22 protein-coding genes are annotated in these 22,745 nt (G+C 69.7%); 7 read left to right on the top strand and 15 right to left on the bottom strand.

The annotated features are described in order from the left end of the window. Positions 1-23: 23 nt before the first annotated feature. The 7 genes from AC5RUP_RS11090 to ssd all read right to left on the bottom strand — a co-directional run bounded on the left by AC5RUP_RS11090 (position 24) and on the right by ssd (position 5,176). Positions 24-488, bottom strand: coding sequence for an Rv3654c family TadE-like protein (locus AC5RUP_RS11090; protein ID WP_494132210.1), 465 nt, complete (start codon positions 486-488; stop codon positions 24-26). Continuing rightward, positions 475-915, bottom strand: a complete 441-nt coding sequence (locus AC5RUP_RS11085; protein WP_494132211.1) for a TadE family type IV pilus minor pilin — start codon at positions 913-915, stop codon at positions 475-477. Before AC5RUP_RS11085 ends, AC5RUP_RS11090 begins: the two co-directional genes overlap by 14 nt. Positions 916-918: 3 nt before the next feature. Then, complete coding sequence (locus AC5RUP_RS11080) at positions 919-1,404, bottom strand: DUF4244 domain-containing protein (RefSeq protein WP_494155137.1); 486 nt, start codon at positions 1,402-1,404, stop codon at positions 919-921. Between the two features lie 127 nt (positions 1,405-1,531). Further along, positions 1,532-2,098, bottom strand: a complete 567-nt coding sequence (locus tag AC5RUP_RS11075) for a type II secretion system F family protein (protein WP_494132213.1) — start codon at positions 2,096-2,098, stop codon at positions 1,532-1,534. Next, positions 2,095-2,901: a type II secretion system F family protein gene (locus AC5RUP_RS11070; RefSeq protein WP_494132214.1), complete on the bottom strand. Its 807-nt coding sequence runs from the start codon at positions 2,899-2,901 to the stop codon at positions 2,095-2,097. Before AC5RUP_RS11070 ends, AC5RUP_RS11075 begins: the two co-directional genes overlap by 4 nt. Next, positions 2,898-4,061, bottom strand: coding sequence for a TadA family conjugal transfer-associated ATPase (locus AC5RUP_RS11065; protein WP_494132215.1), 1,164 nt, complete (start codon positions 4,059-4,061; stop codon positions 2,898-2,900). The genes AC5RUP_RS11070 and AC5RUP_RS11065 overlap by 4 nt, the downstream gene beginning before the upstream one ends. Further along, complete coding sequence (ssd, locus tag AC5RUP_RS11060; RefSeq protein WP_494132216.1) at positions 4,058-5,176, bottom strand: septum site-determining protein Ssd; 1,119 nt, start codon at positions 5,174-5,176, stop codon at positions 4,058-4,060. Before ssd ends, AC5RUP_RS11065 begins: the two co-directional genes overlap by 4 nt. A 116-nt stretch (positions 5,177-5,292) precedes the next feature. On the opposite strand from ssd, the gene AC5RUP_RS11055 reads away from it, so the two are divergent. Then, positions 5,293-6,993 (top strand): bifunctional 3'-5' exonuclease/DNA polymerase, encoded by a 1,701-nt coding sequence (locus AC5RUP_RS11055; protein ID WP_494154459.1) that lies wholly within the window; start codon positions 5,293-5,295, stop codon positions 6,991-6,993. 105 nt (positions 6,994-7,098) lie between these two features. On the opposite strand, the gene AC5RUP_RS11050 is transcribed toward AC5RUP_RS11055, so the two are convergent. From AC5RUP_RS11050 to AC5RUP_RS11040, 3 genes are read right to left on the bottom strand one after another with little or no spacing between them, the layout of a single operon-like run. After that, on the bottom strand, positions 7,099-7,803 hold the full coding sequence (locus AC5RUP_RS11050; RefSeq protein ID WP_494132217.1) for an NUDIX hydrolase: 705 nt from the start codon (positions 7,801-7,803) through the stop codon (positions 7,099-7,101). Positions 7,804-7,805: 2 nt separating this feature from the next. After that, on the bottom strand, positions 7,806-8,627 hold the full coding sequence (gene nth / locus AC5RUP_RS11045) for an endonuclease III (protein ID WP_494093092.1): 822 nt from the start codon (positions 8,625-8,627) through the stop codon (positions 7,806-7,808). Continuing rightward, on the bottom strand, positions 8,614-10,284 hold the full coding sequence (locus AC5RUP_RS11040) for a hypothetical protein (protein ID WP_494158552.1): 1,671 nt from the start codon (positions 10,282-10,284) through the stop codon (positions 8,614-8,616). The genes nth and AC5RUP_RS11040 overlap by 14 nt, the downstream gene beginning before the upstream one ends. Before the next feature lie 323 nt (positions 10,285-10,607). On the opposite strand from AC5RUP_RS11040, the gene acs reads away from it, so the two are divergent. From acs to AC5RUP_RS11025, 3 genes are all read left to right on the top strand, one after another. After that, the gene (gene acs / locus AC5RUP_RS11035; protein WP_494153865.1) at positions 10,608-12,599 is read left to right on the top strand and encodes an acetate--CoA ligase; all 1,992 of its coding nucleotides are present in this window, start codon (positions 10,608-10,610) and stop codon (positions 12,597-12,599) included. A 143-nt stretch (positions 12,600-12,742) separates the two neighbouring features. Next, positions 12,743-13,195 (top strand): type II 3-dehydroquinate dehydratase, encoded by a 453-nt coding sequence (aroQ, locus tag AC5RUP_RS11030; protein WP_494064893.1) that lies wholly within the window; start codon positions 12,743-12,745, stop codon positions 13,193-13,195. A gap of 16 nt (positions 13,196-13,211) precedes the next feature. Next, a complete protein-coding gene (locus tag AC5RUP_RS11025) occupies positions 13,212-14,357 on the top strand; it encodes a DUF2332 domain-containing protein (protein ID WP_494153864.1) in 1,146 nt (381 codons plus the stop codon). Here the strand turns inward: AC5RUP_RS11025 and AC5RUP_RS11020 are convergent. Then, entirely contained in the window at positions 14,354-15,538 is a 1,185-nt protein-coding gene (locus tag AC5RUP_RS11020) for a MarP family serine protease (protein ID WP_494065501.1), read from the bottom strand. The genes AC5RUP_RS11025 and AC5RUP_RS11020 overlap by 4 nt on opposite strands. Before the next feature lie 249 nt (positions 15,539-15,787). On the opposite strand from AC5RUP_RS11020, the gene AC5RUP_RS11015 reads away from it, so the two are divergent. Next, a complete protein-coding gene (locus tag AC5RUP_RS11015; RefSeq protein WP_493966729.1) occupies positions 15,788-16,465 on the top strand; it encodes a Crp/Fnr family transcriptional regulator in 678 nt (225 codons plus the stop codon). Between the two features lie 132 nt (positions 16,466-16,597). On the opposite strand, the gene AC5RUP_RS11010 is transcribed toward AC5RUP_RS11015, so the two are convergent. The 3 genes from AC5RUP_RS11010 to sp36 are packed head-to-tail and all read right to left on the bottom strand — an operon-like array spanning position 16,598 to position 18,166. Next, positions 16,598-17,530, bottom strand: coding sequence for an NUDIX hydrolase (locus tag AC5RUP_RS11010; RefSeq protein ID WP_494064895.1), 933 nt, complete (start codon positions 17,528-17,530; stop codon positions 16,598-16,600). Next, positions 17,514-18,008: a RidA family protein gene (locus tag AC5RUP_RS11005; protein ID WP_494153863.1), complete on the bottom strand. Its 495-nt coding sequence runs from the start codon at positions 18,006-18,008 to the stop codon at positions 17,514-17,516. The genes AC5RUP_RS11010 and AC5RUP_RS11005 overlap by 17 nt, the downstream gene beginning before the upstream one ends. A 2-nt stretch (positions 18,009-18,010) precedes the next feature. After that, on the bottom strand, positions 18,011-18,166 hold the full coding sequence (sp36, locus tag AC5RUP_RS11000) for a Sp36 family protein (protein WP_493978079.1): 156 nt from the start codon (positions 18,164-18,166) through the stop codon (positions 18,011-18,013). 37 nt (positions 18,167-18,203) lie between these two features. On the opposite strand from sp36, the gene AC5RUP_RS10995 reads away from it, so the two are divergent. After that, positions 18,204-20,501 carry a transglycosylase domain-containing protein gene (locus AC5RUP_RS10995; RefSeq protein ID WP_494153862.1) on the top strand — a complete coding sequence of 766 codons (2,298 nt, stop codon included), beginning with the start codon at positions 18,204-18,206 and terminating at the stop codon, positions 20,499-20,501. Between the two features lie 2 nt (positions 20,502-20,503). Beyond that, on the top strand, positions 20,504-21,502 hold the full coding sequence (locus AC5RUP_RS10990; protein WP_494151017.1) for a metallophosphoesterase: 999 nt from the start codon (positions 20,504-20,506) through the stop codon (positions 21,500-21,502). Positions 21,503-21,725: 223 nt separating this feature from the next. Here the strand turns inward: AC5RUP_RS10990 and AC5RUP_RS10985 are convergent. Further along, the coding region (locus AC5RUP_RS10985) for a DUF222 domain-containing protein (protein ID WP_494158551.1) at positions 21,726-22,745 on the bottom strand (1,020 nt) is incomplete at its 5' end.

The raw sequence follows: 22,745 nt of genomic DNA, 5'->3' as shown, positions 1-22,745 counted from the left end.
CGGCTGATTGGCCAGGTGACGGCTCACCGGCCGGGCGGTGGCCCCGCGCGGGCCAGACCCTCGGCATGCGTCCACTGTCCGTCAAGCCACCCCAGCAGGTCGGGCAACCGAGTCCGCGTCCGGACGTCAACCACCACACCGCCGGGTCCGGAGCGACGGCACGCCAGCAGCTCGGCATCATGCTTGCGTGCCACGTCCGCCGCCACGGTGCATGGTTCGCCGTCCAGCAGGCCGCGGGCAGCATCGGCGCCGGCCAAGGCAGCCAGGTCGGCCGCCTTCCCTGCCCGCGCCGATGCCAAGCCCGCCTGCATCACCGTGACGACCACCGCAAGCATCAGGCAGAGCATGAGCACCAACCCCACCGACAGCACCGTTCCGGCGCCGTGGTCCGTGCCGTCCGGTCCGGCTGCGCCGAAACCGACACCGGCAGCGGCATCGGCACCGGGAGACGCGGCACCGGCCCGCGGCCGCCGGCTACCTGGCCCCATCTCCTGCGCCTGACGGATCTACCGGCCCACCGATCGGCTCGGCGGGGCCGGTGGCCTGGGCCTCCAGCGTCCAGCGCCCCAAACCGGGCCATGGACCGGGTACTCGAGCCGTGACATGAACCGCAACCCAACCGCCGCCGCTGCCGGACGCCAACGTGGCGCCGTCCCCGGCGATGGAGCGGACCGTGTGGGCGGCTGCCATCTCCGACTCGCCGCGGCCAAGTTGCCGAACCGCGGCCTGTGCGGCCTTCTCCACATTCAGCTGTGCTGCTCCGGCGGCCGCACCGGCCAGCAGGAAAGCCAGCACGACGACGACGGAGGGCAGGACAACGGCGAACTCGGCCGTGACGCTGCCGCGCTCGCCGGGGCCGTGGGCGGCCGGGGCACACCGGCTGGCGCGGAAGCGGGCGGCTCGGCACACAGACATCGGTCAGACCGCCCTCAGCGCCAGCTCCACCAGGTCCGTGAGCATGCCCCGGACTTCGCCGCTCCGCAGAATCAGGACCAAGAGACCGGCGAACGCCACCGCGGCAAGCGTGGCGATGGCGTACTCGGCGGTAGCCATTCCGGCTTCAGAGCCGGTCAGGTGCCGCCAGTTTCTCCTGGCGTGCCCGTCCCGACGGCCCGCAGGGAAGTCAATAACCTGCGCAAGAAGGCCGGGGCCGTCATGCGCGGCAGGTCGTTGTTCCGCTGCGTCCCCAAGCGGTTGAGCCGCCGCCTTCCCGGTCGGCTGAGCCGGCGCGGGCGGTTGAGCCGGTGTGGGTGGTTGAGCCGGTGCGGGTGGTTGCGCCACCGTCTCCCCGGGTAGTTGCGCCGTCGCGAACGCTTGCGCCGCCGTGTCCCCGGGTAGTTGAGCTGCGGGGTTCGGCGGCAGCGAACGTGGCGTGCGGTCCCGGATTTCGGCCAGTGACAACATGTTTTTCCTCCTGGAGGTGACCGCCGGATTGCGGTTATTCGAGCTTCCCCGACCGGGCCAGGAGCCGGCACCGCCGGCTTGGTCCCGGTGCACAATCTGGGGTGCGCCCTGCACTGTGGAGGAGTGCTTAGAGCTTGGGCACGAGGGCGACGAGCACCGGCACGACGCCCAGCGCGATGAAGGCGGGAAGGGCGCACAGCCCCAGCGGGAGTACAAGCCGGGTGCCGAGCGCGGCCGCACGCTGCTGGTCTTCCTGGTGCCCGCGCCGCCGCAGCTGGTCGGCTTGGGCAAAGAGCACCGCCGCCGAGGGCGCACCCGTTGCGGCACCGAAGCGCAGGGAGTCACGCAACACGTCGACTCCGGAACCGGGCTCGGCGAGCGCCCAGGCCTCCTGCCAGTCCACGCCCAGCAACAACGCCGAGGCAACCTGGTCCAAAGCCGCCTTCGTCGTTCCCCGGCTGGTGGCAGCGAGGGCGGCCACGGCGTGGGGCAAGGGCAGTCCCGCTGCCAGCATCGCGCCCACCAAGTCCAAATGCAGGGCCGGATCGTCGGCCGCTTCGTCCCTGCCGCCACTCTTCCGGGTTCCGCCTGAAACCACCGGCCGCTTCGCGGGGAGGCGGCGGGCGCCGACCAGTCCCGGATTCAGCAGCCAGACAGCAGCAAAGAGCAGTACACCGGCCAGCACCGGGATCACAGGCCCTCCCGTCCGGCAGCATGGCGCACGAGGTGGCGGGACCAGAGGCGTGCGCCGACCATGAGCGCCGCCCCCGTGGCCAGGACCGGCCACCCCGTCGGTGACAGCAGCAGCGTGGCGACCGGGTCGGCACCCATGGCAGCGCCGAGCCCTAGTCCCAGCAGCGGCAGCCACCCCAGCAGGGCCGCGGTGGCCTTCGGCCCCGCCAGCGCGGTTCTCCGCGCAGCCCTGGCATCAAGCCGATGCTGCAGGTGCCGCGCATAATTCTCCAGCAGCAATGACAGAGGTGCCCCGGTTCTCTCGGAAACCTCCCAGCAGGAAGCCAGATCATGCCACATCCGTTGCACGGCGGCGGCCTCGGGTCGTATCCGCCGGCCGTCGCCCCGCTCCTGCCTTCGCAGAACCGGTCCGATTCCCAGTCCCAGGTCCGCGGCCTGTGCTGCAGCCTCAAGGGTCGGGAGCAACAGCCCGGCTTCCCGCGCTGCCGCACCTGGCGCCGGCCCCGTTCCATCCCGCCGCCGTGCCCCCGGCGTGGACCGGTCGGGCTGTCCCGCTGCCGCGTAGACGGAGAGCATGTCCGGCCAGAGCTGGGCCGGCGTGCGCCCGGAACTCAGCAGCGCCGCCAGCTGCCGCACGAAGAGGGGCAGCTGGTCCAATTCGGCGACGTCGGACCGCCGCCGCGTCCTGATGCCGGCCGACGCCCGGCCGAAGGCACGGCGCACCTCGGCCGGACGGGATCCGCGACCCGGCAACAGCAGCAGGCAGGCGGCCGCAGTCAGCAGGAAGACCGCGAGGCCGGTCACGGGAACAACCGTTCGTTGAGTTCGTCCGCTCCAGGCGAGTGCCTGATGCCGGCTCCGTCAGCGGCCAGCGCCGGAATGGTCTGCAAGCCACCGGAGGGATCGCGCCGCAGCAGGCAGATCTCCCGCACGCAGCGCCCTTCCCCGGTCCGGTGCATCGAGATCACCAGGTCCAGTGCGCTCGCCGCCTGAAGTACGACGGCTTCGGCGCTCATCCCGGCGAGCGCGCCCATGGCTGCCAGCCTGGCCGGAACCGCCGCGGCGGAGTTCGCGTGGATGGTCCCGCCGGCTCCGGCGTGGCCGGTGTTCATCGCCGCGAGGAACTCGCGGACCTCCGCTCCCCTGCACTCTCCGACCACCAACCGGTCCGGCCGCATCCGCAGGGCCTGCCGAACCAGCTCCGCCATGCCGACCGACCCGGTGCCCTCGACGTTGCTGGTCCGGCTCTGCAGGCCCACCACATGCGGATGGTCCGGGTCCAGTTCGGCGGCATCCTCGACCAAGACCATCCGTTCCTGCGGACCGGCGATCCCCAACATCGCCGACAGCAAGGTCGTCTTGCCTGACCCGGTGGCTCCGCAGATCAGGAAGTTCAGGCGCTGCCCGACGATCGCTTCGAGGTAGGGCTGCCACTGCGGCGTTGCGATGAGCAGTTCCGCGAGCGTGAAGCGGCGCGGACGATGGAGCCGGATCGAGAGCAGCGTCCCGCCGGTCGAAACCGGTGGCAGCACGGCATGGACCCGGTAACCCGCAAGGCGCACATCCGCGCACGGGTTCCCGTCGTCGAGCCTGCGCCCGCCGGCTGCGACCAGGCGTACGGCCAGCGCCCGGACCTCGGCGTCGTTGGTAAAAGCGACGGGGGCGCGGAGCAGACCGCGTTCACCGTCGGTCCAGATGTCCTGCGGGCCATTCACCAGGATGTCCGTGGCCCCCGCGTCCGCCAGCGGTTGCAGCGGCCCCAGTCCGCGCAAGTCGGCGGCCAGTGAGTCCACCGCCTGCATCGTGCCGGCCGTTCCCAGCAAACGGCCGCTCGACTGAACGGCTGCTGCCAGTCGGGCTCCCGTCACCGGCGATGGATCGGAGAGCACCGCACGGCGGAAGGGCTCCAGACCGATGCCGGGGGCCGCTGCCGGGGCAGCCCGCCTGCGTCCCGCCCCGTTCATGACCTGTTGCCCTGCCCCGGTGCGGGGTTCAGGCGCTCCAGCAGGCCGGCGCACAACGCGCGGATCCGCCTGTTCGAGGCCAGATCCAGCAGGCGCCCGCCCCGCTGTGCCGCCGGGACCGCGCGCAGGTACGGCACGTAGCCGGCCAACGGCACCCCCAGCTCGTCGGCAATCAGCTGTTCGTCGGCTCCCGCCGGCAACGGTCCCCGGACCACCAGGTGCAGGTTTGTTCCGGTTTCGGCCGCTGCCGCCGCTGCCGCCGCGGCCCGCAGGGAGCGGCTGTCCGTCCGGGCCAGCAGCACAGTGTCGTGAGCCGGCGGCCCGGTCTGGGGTGGTCTTCTCAGCCGTCCGGCGTCGACAACCACCAGGCCAAAGGCACCTGCCGCGGCCGCCATGATCTCCGCCGCCACCTCGTCCTGCGGGGCGCCGTGCAGGGCGGGGTCCCCTGTCCCCGGCCAAGAGAGCAGGGAGAATCCGCCGGTCGCCGGCAAGGACACCGCCAGTTGCACCGGGTTCACCGTTCCCTGCACCGCTGCCAGATCCGGCCAGGCCAGGCCCGGGATGTCGGCGGCGCCCAAAGCCGCCGAGAGCCCTCCGCCGAGCGGGTCGTCGTCCACCAAGACCGTGGCCGTTCCCGACCGGGCAGCCTCCGCGGCCAGCCAGGCGGCCAGGGCAGAGGCCCCTACTCCTCCGCTGGCCCCGTGCACGACAACCACCTTCCCTGCCGTTTCACGCTGCCAGGTCCGGCTCAAGTATTCCGCCAGCCACACCGCGCCCTCGGGCAGCACCGCCACCCGGCCGGCCCCCGTGGAGGCCGCCAGGTCCCACAGGGCCGGTGCCTCGTCGATGAACCCGACCACGATGATGTCCCCGCCGCTCCGCTGCACCCGGTGATGCCCGGCGGTGCCCAGCAGCATCGGAGCGGCTCCACGAGCGGCATCCGGGGTCCCCTGCAATCCGTCGGGACGTCCGTCGGGGCGAAGTGCCAGCCCGGCCGCCGCCGCGATCCTGGCCACTTCATCCCGCAGCCGGTCGGTGCCGCCGACGAGGACGACGTCCGTCGCTTCCGCGGGTTTCCAGCGGGACCGCGCGGCGGCGGTGTGCTGACTTGGCATGCCCTGATCTTCGCTGAGCTCCCGGCCCGCGCCCGCCACGGCAACTCCTGATGTGGACCGCGAGGGACGGCTTGGAGCGTGTGGAGGACCGGTCGGTGCAGAATTGAGGTGTGTATATGGTCCTGGCCTCCGCCGCGCGGAACATTTCCGTGCCGGAGGGCACAGAACCCGTCGCTTACCTGCAGCGCACCGACGCGCACGGCACTCCCTCCGGGCCGCCCGTCGTCGTGCCTCAGGGACGACTCGCCTCGACGGTCCGGAGCCTGGATGGCGAGGGACCCCGCTGGGTCTTCGAAGCCACGCGCGCCGCGTATCGGCCGCTGCTGGCCGCCGGCACCGGCGTGGACCGCAGCCACGATCTCACGCTCGCCCGCAACATCCTGGCGCTGTCGGTCCACGCCCCGGACACCGGGTATATCCGGGCGCTGCGGGAGGCGCCGGCCACGCATCAGGACGAAGAGCTGCCCCGTCAGCTGCAGCCGCCGCAGCAGTCCCCGGACCAGTTCACCCTTTTTGACGAACCACAGCCCGGCGGCACCGAGCTGGAGGACCTCGTGGCCGAGCTGCAGGACCAGTTGGCGGCCGTAGGCGCGTCGGTCCACCGCGGCCGGCTGCAGCTGCTGCTGGCGGCCGAGTCGGCCGGGGCCCTGATCGCCACCGAGATGGAGCACGCCGGCGTGCCGTGGCGCGAGGACGTGCACCTGGGCATCTTGACGGACCAACTGGGGGAACGCCCGCGGGAAGGCCAGCGGCCGGACAAGCTGGAGGAGCTCGCCGTCAGGCTCGGACAGGAGCTGGCCAATCCCGCGTTCAACCCCGACTCCCAGCAGCAGCTCATCCGCGCCCTGCACCGGGCCGGTATCGAGGTCAAAACCACCAGCTCCTGGGAATTGAAGCAACATGCCCATCCGGCGATCGAGCCGCTGCTGCACTACCGCAAGCTCGCCCGCCTGTTCACTGCCAATGGCTGGGCGTGGCTGGACGCCTGGGTCCGGGACGGCCGCTTCCGGCCCGAGTACGTGGTGGGCGGCGTGGTCACCGGGCGATGGGCCTCACGCGGCGGCGGGGCCCTGCAGATACCCGGCCAGATCCGGGACGCAGTCCGCCCTGATCCCGGCCACAAGCTCATCATCGCGGACGCAGCCCAGCTGGAACCCCGGGTGCTGGCGGTGCTGGCGCAGGACGAGGCCCTGGCAGCGGCCGGCCGCGGCAAGGATCTCTATCAGGGCATTGCCGACGCCGGTTTCGGCGGCGACCGTGCCAAGGCGAAGATCGCGATGCTCGGGGCCATGTACGGTGCGACCACCGGCGAGTCCGGCCGGCTGATGCCCCAGCTCACCCGGACGTATCCGCAGGCCATCGCGGTGGTCGAGCGCGCGGCCCGGGCCGGCGAGGCGGGGCAGGTGGTCAGCAGCTACCTGGGCCGCAGCTGCCCTCCGCCGTCGGAACGCTGGCTGGCCTCTCAACGGACCGCCACAGCCGAAGAGCAGCGACGGGCCGATACCCTCGCCCGCAGCCGCGGCCGCTTCACGCGCAACTTCGTGGTGCAGTCCACGGCCGCTGAATGGGCGCTGTGCTGGCTGGCGGAATTACGACGGCGGCTGCGCGCCTGCGCGGCGGAAGGAACCTTCGTGGGGGAAATGGTGTTCTTCCTCCACGACGAGGTCATGCTGCACGTCCGCGAGGACCGTGCTGAACTGGCCTGCCGGCTGGTGGAGGAATCCGCCGCTGCCGCCACCCGCCTGGTCTTCGGCCGCATCCCTGTGGCCTTCCCGGTCAGTGTGGCAGTGGTCGATTCCTACGCCGACGCCAAGTAAGGCAGCGCGCCTCCCCCAGCCGGATTGGCCACCGGCCGGACCATGACCGTCAGCCGGTCGCGGGGCGCGGGGCGCGGGGCGCAGGCTGCAGGGACCGGGCAACCGTCAGCCGGCCGCAGGGCGCGGAGCGATCGGTGCCGGGATCTCGCGCGACCTGTCCCATTCCAACGACCACCCCAGGTCGTCAAAAAGGTGACTGAGCACAATGGCGGTAAAGCCCCAGACCACCACTCCGTGGACCAGGAACGCGGGGCTGCGGAAAACCTGGCCGCCGCGGCGGAGCACCGACATGCGCCGGTTGGCAGGATCCAGCAGGTCGGCGACCGGCACGCGGAAGACCTGCGCCGACTCGGCAAAGTCGACGACGTCGACCGGCGAGGGAGCGGCCCACCAGGCCAGGACCGGCGTCACCAAAAAGTTGCTGACCGACAGTGGGATGTCCGGCAGGACGCCCAGGACTTCGACGCCGGCCGCGTCCAGGCCCGTCTCCTCGACCGCTTCGCGGACCGCGGCGGCGGCGGGCCCGTCGTCGTCGGCATCGATGCGGCCGCCCGGAAACGCCACCTGCCCGGGATGCGAGGAGAGGCCCTCGGCGCGTTCCACGAAGAGCAGGTCAAGGTCATCCGGGACGGCCGAATCGTGGAAGTGGGCCGGCGCGTCGTCCAGGGCGCCGAAGAGCAGGAGCACCGCGGCCGGGCGGGCCGTCCCCTGATCAAGGGCGACGTCGTACCAGCGCTCCCGTTCGCGGACGGAGAGCCGCTGGTCCATCGGCAGCTCCACCAGCCTCTGCAGGTCTTGCTTTGCGCTCATCGTCAGGCTCCCAGCGGGAAGCCCGCCGCGCGAAGCTCCCGCCTCGTCTCCCCGGCCATCATCCGGGCCAGCAGTTCTTCGCGTCCCGGCGCGAGTTCGTACTTCAGCAGTTTCCGCGCCTTGTCCGGGTCCACCTCTCCCTCGCCGTAGGACGGGCACCATTGGGCGACGGGGCAGGCGCCGCATGCCGGCTTCCGGGCGTGGCACACCCGCCGGCCGTGAAAGACAACACGGTGCGAGAGCATGGTCCAGTCCTTGGGCTCGAACAGCTCCGCAACATCAAATTCCACCTTGACCGCGTCGGTCGACCCGGTCCACCCGAAGCGGCGGGACAACCTGAGGAAATGCGTGTCCACCGTGATCCCCGGGATGCCGAACGCATTGCCCAGCACCACATTGGCCGTCTTTCGGCCGACCCCGGCGAGCTTAACCAGGTCGTCCAGGTTTCCCGGGACCTCGCCGTCGAACTCGTCGACGATCTGGTTGGCCATCTTCAACAGGCTCTGGGACTTGGCGCGGAAGAAACCCGTGGGCTTGATCAGCTCCTGCAGTTCGGCCTCATCCGCGGCGGCGAGCGCACGGGCATCCGGGTAGCGCTCGAAGAGCACCGGAGTGGTCATGTTGACCCGGACGTCGGTGGTCTGCGCGGAGAGGATGGTCGCCACCAGCAGCTCGAAGGGATTGGAGAAATCCAGTTCCGCCACCGCATACGGGTAGTGTTCGGCGAGCTCTTTGTTGATCCGGCGGGCGCGGCGCTTGCGCGCCAGCAGGGACTCTTCGGTCTTGCGCCGGCGGGTGGCCGGCGCCCGGTCAGGCACGCTCAATGTTCGTCAGGTCCCTCAACACGCCCACCCGGCCGTCCGTGTGCTGCACCAGGAATTCGTCGCCGCGGTCCTGCAGCGCCAGGATCCACGACCCCGGCTCCACCGTGAACATGACCTGGCCGGTGTTCTCGTCCAGCACCGGGCGGGTGCGCCCGACGGCGAACCAAAAGGCCTCGTATTCCCCTTCGGCTTCCTCGTCCTCGTAGTGCTCCCTGGTGGCGCTGATGGGAGAAGACGCCGAGGCAGCGTCGGCGACGGCGCGGGCGGTGGCCTTCTGCCCGACCGCCGGCATGGCCGTGGTGGTGGCTGCTGTTGTCGTCTGGTCGGCGCCAGGGGGTGTGGCACTGGCTCCGGCCCCGGTCGGCTTGGCGGCTGCACCGCCGACGCCCGCACCGGCGGTCGGTGCACCGGCGGTCGGTGCACCGGCGGTGGGCTCGGCGGTGGGCTCGGCGGCTGCACCGCCGACGGGCCCGCCGGCGGGAACGGCCGACTCGTCCTGCCGTTCGTCTGTGCCATGCTCCCCTGTGCGGCCGACAAGATCCGCGGCCCCGGTGCGGCCCGTTTTGACATACTCCCGGGATTGCCGGCCGCCGGCGGACGCGGCAGCTCCACCCACCACCGTTCCGGCGGAGTAGCCGACGTCCGTGGCCACGCCGCTCGCCGAGGACGCCGCGGCGCGCGCAGTTGCGGATCCGCTCGCATCGGCGGTCACGGGGATGCCGACGGCCTCACCGTCTGCCGCCCCGGGCGACAGGGAATCGTCCGGCTCAAGGTTCTCGGCCCGCTGCGTGCTGATCGGGCTGGCGTCGGTGTCCCGTCCCGACGCGATCGTCGCGGTGCCGGTGCCGTGTTCCGGCGAGTTCATGGCATGGGCGGCCGCGGCGGCGCCTGCCACCCCGGCCGCTCCCTTACCCGAGGGTGCAGCGAACTGCCCGGTGGAGGGTTGTTGCGCTCCGGTGTGATGTGTACCGGACGGGGTATGGGCTGCGGAACCGGCAGGGACACCTGCACCCCGCGTTTCCGGCGCCGTCTCGTCAATTCGGACGGCACCTGCCCTGGCCGCCGCCTTGCCGGCGGCTCCGCCGTGGGCGGCCGGCTGTCCGGCCCCCGGCTGGTTCGCGCCGGGCTGCCCGCTGGCCGGCTTGGGCTGCTTCGGCCGGGGTGCGGCCGGAACAGCGTCGCGCGCCACGGGGTGGGCGACCGCCTCGGGACGGCTGGCGAAATCGACGGCAAGCTGCGGAATCCAGCGCGCGCAAACGGTTCCCGCAAAGAGCACCACCGCGCCGATGAATCCGATGACTCCGCTAACGCTGAAGACGGTGACGATGGTGAGGAAGTAGAACGCCAGGGCCAGCGAAGCGACCACAGAGGCGAATTGGTCGACCGACAATGAGCCCACCCGCAGCGGCGTCTGCGGGGCCAGCCGCCGCACGACAAACAGGACCAGAACCACCGCCGGAAGCAGGATGCCCAGCCCCAGCTGGAACAGGCCGCCCGAATTCCATAGGTTCACGCCGATGCCCTGGAGAACTTGCAGGGGCATCACCGACGAGAGGAAAAGCAGGACGATGCCGGCGCCCACCACCATGTCTCGCACGGTGAACGGGCCGGCCACCGCAGTTCCTGCCGTGCCGTGGGTCTGGGAGCTCTGGGACATCTTCGATCCTCCGGTCGTTACGGTTGCAGCGCGGGCCGGGCCCGCCGTGGGTCGTTACGGTTGCACCGCGGGCTTGAGCCGCCGTGCAACCTTCTGGCACTGGTCTCAGCGTAGTCAAGGAACCCACCCTTCACTAGCCGGATTCCCGCGGGCGACGGCGGCACCGGGTGCCGTTCACCGCAGATTCACCTCCATTTACATCGTGCAGTGTGACGCTCAACACCGCTGCCGGCGCGCAAAGGATTAGGCTGGCAGCAGCAGGTGCGCCCGGCGGACAAAGCCGGGGGCACGCCAATGACCCAGCACGACGAAGGGGCCCCCACATGTCTGAAGCCAACGCAACGCAGTCGACCGCCGCCACCGGCGACGCCCTGGAAAACCTGCTCCACGAGAACCGTAGATTTGCGCCAAGCGCTGAATTCGCCGCCGCGGCCGTAGCCAAACAGGACGTTTACGCGGACGCAGAGGCGGACCGCCCGGCATTTTGGGCCAAGCAGGCCCGCGAGGTCCTCTCGTGGGACACGGACTTCAGCCAGGCGCTGGACTGGTCGGACGCCCCGTTTGCCAAGTGGTTCGTCGGCGGCGAGCTGAACGCGGCCTACAACGCGCTGGACCGGCATGTGGAGAACGGGCTGGGCGACCGGGTGGCGATCCACTTCGAAGGCGAGCCCGGCGACACCCGCACGTACACCTACGCCCAGCTGACCGAGGAGGTGAAGAAGGCCGCCAACGCGTTCGAGTCCCTGGGCGTGGCCAAGGGCGACCGGGTCGCCGTCTACCTGCCGATGATCCCGGAAGCCGTGATCACCATGCTGGCCTGCGCCCGGATCGGTGCCGTGCACTCGGTGGTGTTCGGAGGTTTCTCCGCCGACGCGCTGCGCTCACGCGTCGACGACGCCGAGGCCAAACTGGTGGTCACCGCCGACGGCACCTGGCGCCGCGGCAAGCCGTCGCCGCTGAAGCCCGCCGTGGACGAGGCCCTCTCCGCCCCCGGACACACGGTGACCAACGTGGTGGTGGTCAAGCGCAACGGCGAGCCGGTGGACTGGCAGCAGGGGCGCGATGTGTGGTGGGCGGACACGGTGGAGACCGCGTCCGCCGTGCACACGCCGGTGCCGCACGACGCAGAACACCCGCTGTTCATCCTCTACACCTCCGGCACGACCGGGAAGCCCAAGGGCATCCTGCACACCACCGGCGGCTACCTGACGCAGTGCGCCTACACGCACAAGGTGGTGTTCGACCTGAAGCCGGAGACGGACGTGTTCTGGTGCACCGCGGACATCGGCTGGGTCACCGGCCACTCCTACGTCACCTACGCGCCGCTGATCAACGGCGCCACCCAGGTGATGTACGAGGGCACCCCCGATTCCCCGCACCAGGGCCGCTGGTGGGAGATCGTGGAAAAGTACAAGGTCTCCATCCTCTACACCGCCCCCACGGCGATCCGCACCATGATGAAGTGGGGCGAGGAGATCCCGGCCAAGTACGACCTGTCCTCCATCCGGGTGCTCGGTTCGGTCGGCGAACCCATCAACCCGGAGGCCTGGATGTGGTATCGGCGGGTGATCGGCGGCGACAACGCACCGATCGTGGACACCTGGTGGCAGACCGAAACCGGTGCGCACATGATCGCCCCGCTGCCCGGAATCACCGCCGCCAAACCCGGCTCCGCACAGGTCGCGATCCCGGGCATCGCCGTCGACGTCGTGGACGAACTCGGCGACTCCGTCCCGGACGGGCACGGCGGCTACCTGGTGATCCGCGAGCCCTGGCCGGCCATGCTGCGCGGCATCTGGGGCGACCCGGAACGGTTTAAGGAAACCTACTGGTCCCGGTTCGAGAACATGTACTTCGCCGGCGACGGCGCCAAGAAGGACGAGGACGGCGACATCTGGCTGCTCGGCCGGGTCGACGACGTCATGAACGTCTCCGGCCACCGCCTCTCCACCACCGAAATCGAGTCGGCGCTGGTCTCCCATCCCGCCGTCGCGGAGGCCGCCGTCGTCGGCGCGAAGGACGAAACGACCGGCGAGGCTGTGGTCGCGTTCGTCATCCTGCGCGGCGAAGCAGCCACGCAGCACGGCTCACACGAGGACATCGTCGCCACCCTCCGCGCGCACGTCGGCAAGGAAATCGGGCCCATCGCCAAGCCGCGCACCATCCTGATCGTGCCGGAACTGCCCAAGACCCGCTCCGGCAAGATCATGCGCCGCCTGCTCAAGGACGTCGCCGAAGGACGCGAGGTCGGCGACGCCACCACCCTGGCGGACAACACCGTCATGCAGCAGATCGCGACCTCGCTGAAGGCCTGACAGCCGGACAGCCGGACAGCCGGCTGAATTCCGGGCCCTCCTGCCCCTGGCGGCGGGCGGGCCCGGCATCACACCGCGCGGACAGGCGCCCCGCCCGCAACAGGTCAGCTCCACCGGGACGCGATTGAGGCATAGTAAAAGGCATGACTGCAGACATCCCCGGCACCCGCCGCGTCCTGATCCTCAACGGCCCCAACCTGAACCTGCTGGGCACGCGGGAGCCGGACGTCTACGGCACCGCCACGCTGGCCGACGTCGAGCGGCTCGCCACCGACGCCGCGGCCGCCCGCGGCTGGACCGCGGAGTGCGTGCAGTCCAATCATGAAGGGGAGCTGATCGACGCGGTCCACGCCGCCCGCGGCACGGCCGATGCAATCATCATCAATCCCGGCGGCTACAGCCACACGTCCGTGGCACTGCGCGATGCCCTCTCCGGCGTGGCCCTCCCGGTGGTCGAAGTGCACATCACCAACATCCACCGGCGTGAAGAGTTCCGCCACCACTCCTACATCTCCGGCGTCGCGGACGCCGTCATCGCCGGAGCGGGCATCACCGGCTACCGGCTGGCGGTCGAATACCTCACCGAGGCCCTGTAGAGGGCGGCACGGCGCGATGGGTGGCCAGCGAGGGGACACCGCCGGCTGGTACCGGAACTTCGGCCTGCACGAGGCCGCGGGCCAGTCCCCGGTGTACGTCGAATGGGCCCTGGGGATCAGCGACGATCCCGAGGTCCTGGCGCTGATCGACGCCCTGCCTGCGTCGAAGCGCCAGCCCAACCTGATCCTGGCGGCCGCCCGCTCGCTTGGCGCCGGCGCCACGGAGTACGCGGGTTTCCGCGATTTCCTGCTGTCGCGGTGGGACTCGGTCCGGGACGTGGCACTGGCTCGCACCACGCAGACCAATGAACCCGGCCGCTGCGCCGTCTTCCTGCCGTCCCTGGCGGCCATCGCCGCCGCCGAAGTTAAGCCGCTGGCGCTGATCGAGGTGGGCGCCTCGGCGGGGCTGCTGCTCTACCCGGACCTGTACGGCTACCAGTACGACGGCGGTGCGGTCCTCGCGCCACGGTCCTCGCCTGCCGCCGTGGCTGGGCCGGGGGCGGAAGCCGGGGAAACGGCGTCGGCCGGGGCCGGGGCGGACACCGCGGAAGCCGCATACACCGGGACTGGGTCGGAAGCCGCGTCCGCCGGCCGTGAAGCGCAGCCTCCGCTGCTGGAATGCTCCACCTCCGGCCGCCCGCCGCTGCCCGAGTCGCTGCCCGAAATCTGCTGGCGCGCCGGAATCGATCTGAATCCGTTGGAGATTAACGATCCCGACGATGTCGCCTGGCTCGAGGCCCTGATCTGGCCGGGCCAGGAGTTCCGCGTCCGTCGGCTGCACCAGGCCATCGAGGTTGCCCGCCGCACACCGGTCCGACTGGTGGCCGGCGACCTGATCGAGCAGCTGCCGGCACTGGTGGCCCAGGCACCCGGGGATGCCGCCGTCGTCGTCTTCCATTCGGCGGTGCTGGCCTACCTGCCCGAAGAGGACCGTCGTCGGTTCCGCACCCTGGTGGAGGGGCTCATCCGTGAGCGGGGCGTGCACTGGCTCGCGCACGAAGGGCCCGGCGTGATGCCGGTGCCGGATGACGACTCCGGCATTCCCGGCCTGGACGATCGGACCCGCCGGGGCCGCTTCCTGCTCTCGCACAACGGGCGCCCCGTGGCGGTCAGCGGTCCGCACGGCCAGTTCCTGGACTGGCTACCGCAGGAGAGCCGCTAGCGGGTCACGCATTGGCCGGCGGAGATGGTCTCCTGATAGCCGAGGGCTTCGTCGACGACCGGCTGGACCTCCGCCAGGGTCAGGGCGTAGCCCACCGGCACGTTCTCCGTGGACTTGGCGAACACCACGCCGGCCACGTTTCCGTCCGCATCCAGCAACGGTCCGCCGGAGTTGCCCTGCTGCACGTTCGCCGCCAGCGTGTAGACCTCGAGCGACGACGGGTCCGCGCCGTAAATGTTCTGCACCAGCACCTGCGAACGGCCCTGCACGGTGGCCGGCTTGCTCTGGAAGGGACCGCCGGCCGGGTAACCCTGGAACGCCGCCAGGTCGCCTTCGGACAGTTCGCCCCCCAGCGGCAGCGGCCGCACGTCCAACCCGTCCACGGCCAGGACGGCCAGGTCGCGCACCGGGTCGAAGAACACCACCCGGCCGGGCAGCACCCGGCCGTCGGCAACCTCCACCACAGGTTCGTTGACGCCGGCCACCACGTGGGCGTTGGTCAGCACGCGGTCCGGGGCCACCGCGAAGCCGGACCCGGTCTGGTTCTGCCCACATTGGAAGGCCGTCCCCGCGATCCGCAGCACGGAGGCCGCCGCCTCGTTCAGGGCCGCGGTATCGGTGCTGGCATCGGGAACCGGCGCCGACTCCTGCGGCACCCGCGGGTCGAGGACCAGCGGGATGCCGTCCGCCACAACGATCGAGCGCACCTGCGCCGCCCATGCCTTCACCGGATCCGGGGTCAGGTTTTCGATCGATGCGATCACCTTGGACGCGGCAATCTGCTGCGAAATGAACGGCACGCCCATGGTGCCCAGGCTGAACGCCAGCATGGAGATCACCAGCGCGGTCACGGCAAGGTTCATCACGCCGCCCAGCAGCCGGTCCAGCGGCCGCAGCGGCGGGAAGTCCATCCGGCGCCGGATGGCCGCGCCGATACCCGTCCCCAGGGCGTGCCCCAGCACCACGAGCAAGATGGCCACGGCAATGGCTGCGGTCAGCCGCCAGGCGCTGTCGGGAACCCACTCACTGACCAAGGGGATGGCGAAGAAGGCTGCCACCGCTCCCAGGGCGATGCCGGCGATGCCGCCGAGGGTGAGCAGGAACCCCTTGCGCAGACCTGAGACCAGGTACGCCAAGAGGATCAGCAGCAGGACAACGTCCAGGATGGTCAGGCCGAAAATCACTCATTCTCCGTTGCGGTGGGATGTGCATTAGTCTAGGCGGTTCGCCCGCGGGAATTATTAACCGCCGTTGCGGGTTGTCACCTCCGGCAGCCCGTGCCGGTGCTCGATGCCGGCGCTTTCCTCCTCTGGGAGCGAAAAGCCTTGTGGAAGATGTCACACGGGCTTTACATACGGCAAAATGGAAAACAGTGCCCCCACGGGAGAGCAGCTTGAACCCCAGCCGAACAGTACTAACTTGGAGAATTCATGGACGTAGAGATCCTTCGCCGCGCACCTCTTTTTGCCACTCTTGACGACGACGTTTTCGCCGCGCTGACCGACGAGCTGACCGAGGTCGACCTGTCCCGCGGCGCATCGGTGTTCCGCGAAGGTGACCAGGGCGACCAGCTCTACTTCATCGTCTCCGGCAAGATCAAGCTGGGCCGCACCGCTGCCGACGGCCGCGAGAACCTGGTGGCCATCCTCGGCCCGGGCGAGCTCTTCGGTGAGATGGCCCTCTTCGACCCGAGCCCGCGCAGCACCTCCGCGACCGCCGTCTCCGAGACCCGCCTCGCCGGGCTGAAGAACGAGAACCTGCGCGGCCTGCTGGAGACCCGCCCCGAGGTGTCGGCGCAGCTGCTGCAGGCCTTGGCCCGCCGCCTCCGCCGCACCAACGACTCGCTGGCCGACCTGGTCTTCTCCGACGTTCCGGGCCGCGTGGCCAAGGCCCTGCTCGACCTGGCCGACCGCTTCGGCCGCCCCGCCACGGACGGCATCCTCGTGGCACACGAACTGACGCAGGAAGAGCTGGCCCAGCTCGTTGGCGCCTCCCGCGAAACCGTCAACAAGGCGCTGGCCGAGTTCGTCCAGCGCGGCTGGCTGCGCCTGGAAGCGCGCGCGGTAGTCATCCTGGACATCCAGCGGCTGCGCCAGCGTTCGCGCTGATTTCCGACCCAAAAGTACGACGGCGGGGGCTCACCGATGGTGGGCCCCCGCCGTCGTTGTGGCTTGCGAGGTAGGTGCCGTTGGCCGTCCGGCACGGGCCGTCGGGGCTGGGGTCCGTGTCGGCGGAGCGGCTCAGCGTCCCCGCTGGGCAGCACCGCCTTCGGTGGCCGAGTTGGCCGCCACCTGCAGCATGGGCACCCCGTCGACTTGGATCAGTTCCGGGTGGTAGAGCCGCTGCGGGCGCTTGTGCGAGAGGTAGGCGATGCAGCCGCGGGCGCCGGCGATCTTTTCCACGATGATTTCCACAGCGGGCGAGGTCACCTCGCTGAACGTCAGCCCGCGGGTGTCGGGCTGGTCCACCAGATCGCCGAGCGCGGTGGTCGTCCGCCCGGCCATCAGTTCCTGCGCCGGCAGCCAGGATGCCCACACGCCCTTGCTTTCCAGCAGGGACGGCCGTTGGTTGGCCGGCTGGGCCGCAGCGAAGTAGCGCGTGTCGAAGCGTCGATGGGCAAAATCGGGGCTGAGCCAGTGGGCCACGGGTTTGAGCAGGTCGGTGCGGACGCCGAGTCCGCGCTTGCCGAGCGCTTCGCCGAAGGACACCTCCTGGTCGGCGACGGCCTCGCGGGTCCGCATCCAGTCGGCGCCGGAGGTGGATTCCGGCAGGGTGGATTCATCAGGACCGGCCAGCAACACGCCGGTTTCCTCGAACAGCTCGCGGATGGCCCCCACCACGTGGGCGTGGGCCAGGCGGTGGTCGTCCAGCCCGAGCATCTCGGCCCATTTGGTCGGCGAGGGACCGTACCAGGTCACCGGGTCGCCGTCGCTCTCCTCCACGCTGCCGCCGGGAAAGGCCACCGTGCCCAACGGAGAGGACCCCGACCGGTAGCCAAGGTACGTTTCCGTGCCGGCCGCGCCGTCCCGGACGAGGACGACCGAGGACGCCATCCGGGGCTTGCGCGGCGTGCGTTCCCCGTGGTGGAACCAGCTGTGGGCCGCGCCCAGCTGGTCCGGCGCCACGGGGAAGAGCCGCTGCTCCTCGCGAAGCGGACTAGCTGAATTCGGCAATCAGTTCTACCTCGACCGGCGAATTCAGCGGCAGCACGGCCACGCCGACGGCGGAACGGGCATGCGCGCCGGCCTCGCCGAGGACCTGCCCCAGCAGCTCGGAGGCGCCGTTAATCACACCCGGCTGGCCGGTGAATGCCGGATCGGAGGCCACGAAACCGACGACCTTGACCACCCGGGTGATCCGGTCCAGGTCACCGATGACGCTCTTGACCGCTGCCAAGGCGTTCACGGCGGCCGTCGCGGCCAGTTTTTTTGCCTCGTCGGCACTGACCAGGCCGGCGCCGTCGCCCACCTTGCCGGCCGCCGGGAGTTCGCCGTTGACGAACGGCAGCTGCCCGGAGGTGTACACATAGTTCCCGGAGACGACCGCCGGGACGTAGGCGGCCACCGGAGCTGCCACGTCCGGCAGGGACAGTCCCAAGCCGGCCAGCCGCTCTTCGACGGTGGACTTCCGGGCTTCAGTGGTTTCCGTCATGGCTACTGCTTCTCCCGCTTCAAATAGGCAACCGGATTGGTTCCGTTCGGGCCGGGGAACACCTGGACGAGCTCCCAGCCGTCCTCCCCCCACTGGTCAAGAATCTGCTTGGTCGCGTGGATAATGAGCGGAATTGTCGCGTATTCCCATTTGGTCATAACTCAAAGGGTAGCGCTTGCTTGTAAACTGAACCCCATGGCCGCTCGCAAATCCCCCTTCTTCGACACTGCGACCACCCTAGGCAAAGTTGTTGGCTTCCTGGGTATCAGTGCGCTCTGCGGCGTGCTCGCAGCCGGTCTGCTGGTTCCGGCCGCAGCCGTGGCCGGTGTCGGGGCAACCTCATCGATCGAATACTTCGACCAGTTGCCGGACGAGCTGCAGACGCAGCCGCTGGCCCAGCCGTCGCGGATTCTCTCCGCCGACGGCAAGCTGATTGCCACGTTCTACGCCGAAAACCGCGTCCCGGTGACCCTGGACAAGGTGTCCCAGCACATGCAGGACGCCATCATCTCCATCGAGGATGTGCGTTTCTACGAGCACAACGGTGTGGACCCCCAGGGCATCATGCGTGCGGCGGTGACGAACATGGCCGGCGGGGACCTGCAGGGCGCGTCGACGCTGACCATGCAGTATGTGAACAACGTGCTGATCGACGCCGGCGCTTCCGCGGGCAAGGGGGCCGAAGAGCTGACCATCAGCGGCACCAAGGACATCGGCGACAAGCTGCGCGAGGCGAAGCTGGCCATCGCCGTCGAAAAGGAATTCAGCAAGGAAGAGATCCTGCAGGGCTACCTGAACATCGTGTTGTTCAGCGGCCAGGTGTACGGCATTGAAGCCGCTGCGAAGACCTTTTTCGGCGTTCCGGCGGCCAAGCTGAACATCCAACAGTCGGCCATGCTGGCCGGGATGGTGCAGTCGCCCAACTACTTCAATCCGGTGAACAACCCGGAAGCCACGATCGAGCGCCGCAATACCGTGCTGGCGGCCATGCGTAATGCCGGCAAGATTACCCAGCAGGAGTACGACGAGGCCGTTGCCAGCGACCTGGGCTTGAACCTCAAGCCGGTGCGTTCCGGCTGTGTCGCGGCGAACTTTGCGGACTACTTCTGCAGCTACGTGCAACACACCATCATGCAGTCCGACGCGTTCGGAGCAGACTCCACCGAACGGGCGAAGCTCCTGGCCCGTGGCGGCCTCACCATCAAGACCACGCTCGACTCCCGCCTCCAGAAGGAAGGCCAGAAGCAGATCGAGCAGGAAGTCCCCGTGGGCGATGAGTCCGGCGTCGGCTCGTCCATGGTCTCGATTGAACCCGGCACCGGCAACATCCTGATGATGGCCCAGAACACCAACTACAGCCCCGAAGACGGCGCGGCCAACACGGAGCTGAACTACAACGTCGACGCCGACATGGGCGGCGGCAACGGCTGGCAGCCCGGCTCCACGATGAAGCCCTACACCATGGTCGCCTGGCTTGAAGCGGGCAAGGCGCTCAACGCATCGGTCGACGCCCGCCGGACGGAGTACCCGGCACAGTACAACTGGAACGCCAGCTGCCTGCCTCCGGACGCCTGGTTCAGCGAGTGGAAATTCCAGAATGCGCTGCCCGGTTTCGAGCGGACCATGACCGCCAGCCAGGGCCTGACCTGGTCGATCAACTCCGCTACTGCTGCCATGGCCGCGCAGCTGGACCTCTGTGACATCCAGGATGCGGCAACCCGCCTCGGCGTCCGGACGGCGACGGACAAGGAACCGATCAGCATTGAGCACCCGTCCTTCATCATTGGCACGACCAACGTGTCCCCGATGACGATGGCGGCTTCTTTCGCGGCGTTCGCCAACGGCGGCGTGTACTGCAAGCCGATCGCGCTGACCTCCGTGACGGACGCCCAGGGCAACGAGTACGAGGTGCCGAAGAAGTCCTGCGAACGGGCGATCTCGGAGGAGGTAGCCGCGGCCGTCAGCGTCCCGCTGGAGAACCTGGTCAACCTGCAGCTGGGAGGAATCCATCCGATTGGTGTTCCCGCCGCTGTGAAGACCGGCACGACCGACAAGTCTGAATACACCTGGACGGTGGGCTACACCAAGGGCATCTCCACTGCTTCCTGGGTGGGCAACCCTCATGCCTACAAATCGATCAACAACATCCCCATCAATGGCGTGACGCGCGACTACGTGGACGGTGCGACCATCGCCGGCGGGCAATGGACCGATTACATGGAGAAGGTCGCCGGCCTGTACAAGACGGGCAGCTTCGGCTCCGCGCCGAGCAGCATGATGTATCCGCCCCGGCCGGTCCAGACCCCGGCCCCCGCCGAGTCGAACAATAACTCGAATTCCAGCGACAGCAGCGACGACGGGGATTCGGGCGGCGACTCCGGTGACTCCGGCGATTCCGGTGATTCCGGCAACGGAAACGGCGGAGGCAACGGAAACGGCGGGGGTAACGGAAACGGCGGAGGCAACGGCAACGGCGGAGGAGACGACGACTAACCGTGGACACTGACTTGCTGCGAGCACGGCTCCGGACCGCAGGCACCCTGGCCCTTGGGGCCACGGCCGCGGGCGGGGCCGCGCTCGTCTACGGCTCCGTTATCGAGCGGAACCTCTTCAAGGTCCGCGAAGAAACGCTGCCCATCCTGCCTGCCGGGCGAGGCCCCCTGAAGATCCTGCACGTGTCCGACATCCACATGACTCCCGGGCAGACGCTGAAGCAGAGGTGGCTGCGGCAGTTGGCGTCGCTGGAACCGGACCTGGTGGTCAACACCGGCGACAACCTCAGCCATCACGACGCCGTACAGCCCCTGCTGGACTCGCTGGCACCGCTGATGGACGTTCCGGGCGTGTTCGTGCCGGGCTCCAACGATTACTACTCCCCGGTGATGAAGAACCCGTTCTCCTACCTCACCGGCCCCTCCTCTCAGCCCAAGGACTACGCGGAGCGTGAACTGCCGTGGCGGGAGATGCATGCGGCTTTCGGCACCGCGGGCTGGATCGACTTGACCAACAGGCACCAGTCGGTGGTGGTGGGCCGCATGCGGCTGGACTTCACGGGCGTGGACGATCCGCACCTGCAGCGCGACCGTTATTCGGGTTTCCCCAACGGTTCGACGTCCGCCGATGAGGCCGCATTCCTGCGGATCGCGGTGGCCCACGCTCCGTACCAGCGGGTGCTGGACCGGTTCACTGCCGACGACGCCGACCTGATGCTGGCCGGGCACACCCACGGGGGCCAGGTCCGCCTCCCCGGCTACGGTGCCTTGACCAGCAACTGCGATCTGCCCACGTGGCGTGCCCGGGGGCTGACGTACTGGGAGCACGAGGGGCGTAGCGTCCCGTTGAATGTGTCGGCGGGGTTGGGAACGTCCCGTCTGGCTCCGGTGCGCTTCGCCTGCCGCCCGGAAGCTGTGCTGCTGACACTGACGCCGGCTGCTCCGGCCGGCGAAGTCCCTGCCGAAGGCCGCCGCCCCGGGGCCGGCCCCGGGCTCAGCTGAGCACAGAAGCGCGCTGTGCGGCTGGTCTCACACCAGCTCTCGCCTTCTTCTGTGCAGCCCGCACATGCATCTATAGATGCGCCCTGCGTGCCGGCCAGCTAAGACTTCCTCAGCTGCGCCCTGCGCACCCGCCTGTGGAGACTTCCTTAGTGCGCCCTGCGCGCCCGCCCGCTAAGACTGCCTCAGCTGCGCCCTGCGCACCCGCCCGCGCCGAATCGCTAGGTCAGGCCAGGAGTGGTTGGGGTGGGATGTGGGTTTGCCAGTAGGAGTTGCGCAGCGGTTTGCGGCGGGGGTCGATGTAGTCCGGCGGGGTGAACCAGGGGATGCCGTCGACGACGTTGATCTCCCAGTTGCCTTGCTCGATCAGGTCGTGGTGGAGCAGGCAGAGGCACACCCCGTTGTTCACGTCGGTGCGGCCGCCGGCCCACCAGGGGATGATGTGGTGCGCCTCGGTCCAGAACGCGGGCATGCTGCACCCGGGGAACGCGCAGCCCTTGTCCCGGGCGACCAGGGCCCGGCGGATGGCGCGGTTGAAGAACCGTTGCGACCGGCCCAGATCCAGGATCGCGCCCTCGGAACCGAGGACCGCCGGGATGATCTCGGCGTCGCAGGCCATCCGGCGCACAGTGGTGGCCGAGACCGGGCCGTTGAAGACCGCGCTGCCGCCGCCGGAGAGCAGCCCGGCCAACTGGTCATACCCGGTGGTGACGATCACTTGGGTGCGGTGCCCGCCCGAGTCCGGAAGCCTGCCGGTGTTCAGCGCGATCCGGCAGGCCCCGACCAGTCCCGCGAGCAGCTTCTGCGCCCGGGTGGCGTCGTCCATCGCGTCCACCACCGCCGGATCCACACCGGCGGAACCATCCCTGCCGGCGGGGCCGGATCCAGCAGCCGCCCTGCCGTCCGCAGCGGCCCCGTCCGTCACACCCGCATCGGCGGCATCGGCTCCGCCCCTGCCTGCCTCCGTGGTACCGGCGCCGGTTCCGGTGCCGGTACCGGGAACATCCTGGCTACCGCCGCCGCTGGCCGTGCCGGCGACCGTGGTTCCGCCGCCTGCGGTGCGGGACTCCCCAGAACCGGCCGGGCCCGCCTTTGCGGTGTTGGCGTTGCCGGTTGCGTCTGCTTCCCCTGTGTCTGTAGGGGTGCGGCCGGTGGCGGCGGTTTCGATGGCGTCGGGGCGGATCCGCGGGTTGGCGGCGCTGTTCATCACGGTGGCGAGGGCTTCGTACTGGGCGTCGGTGGTGTT

Source organism: Arthrobacter sp. Y3223151, from assembly GCF_059091125.1.
This window is presented reverse-complemented; position numbering and strand designations above follow the sequence as displayed.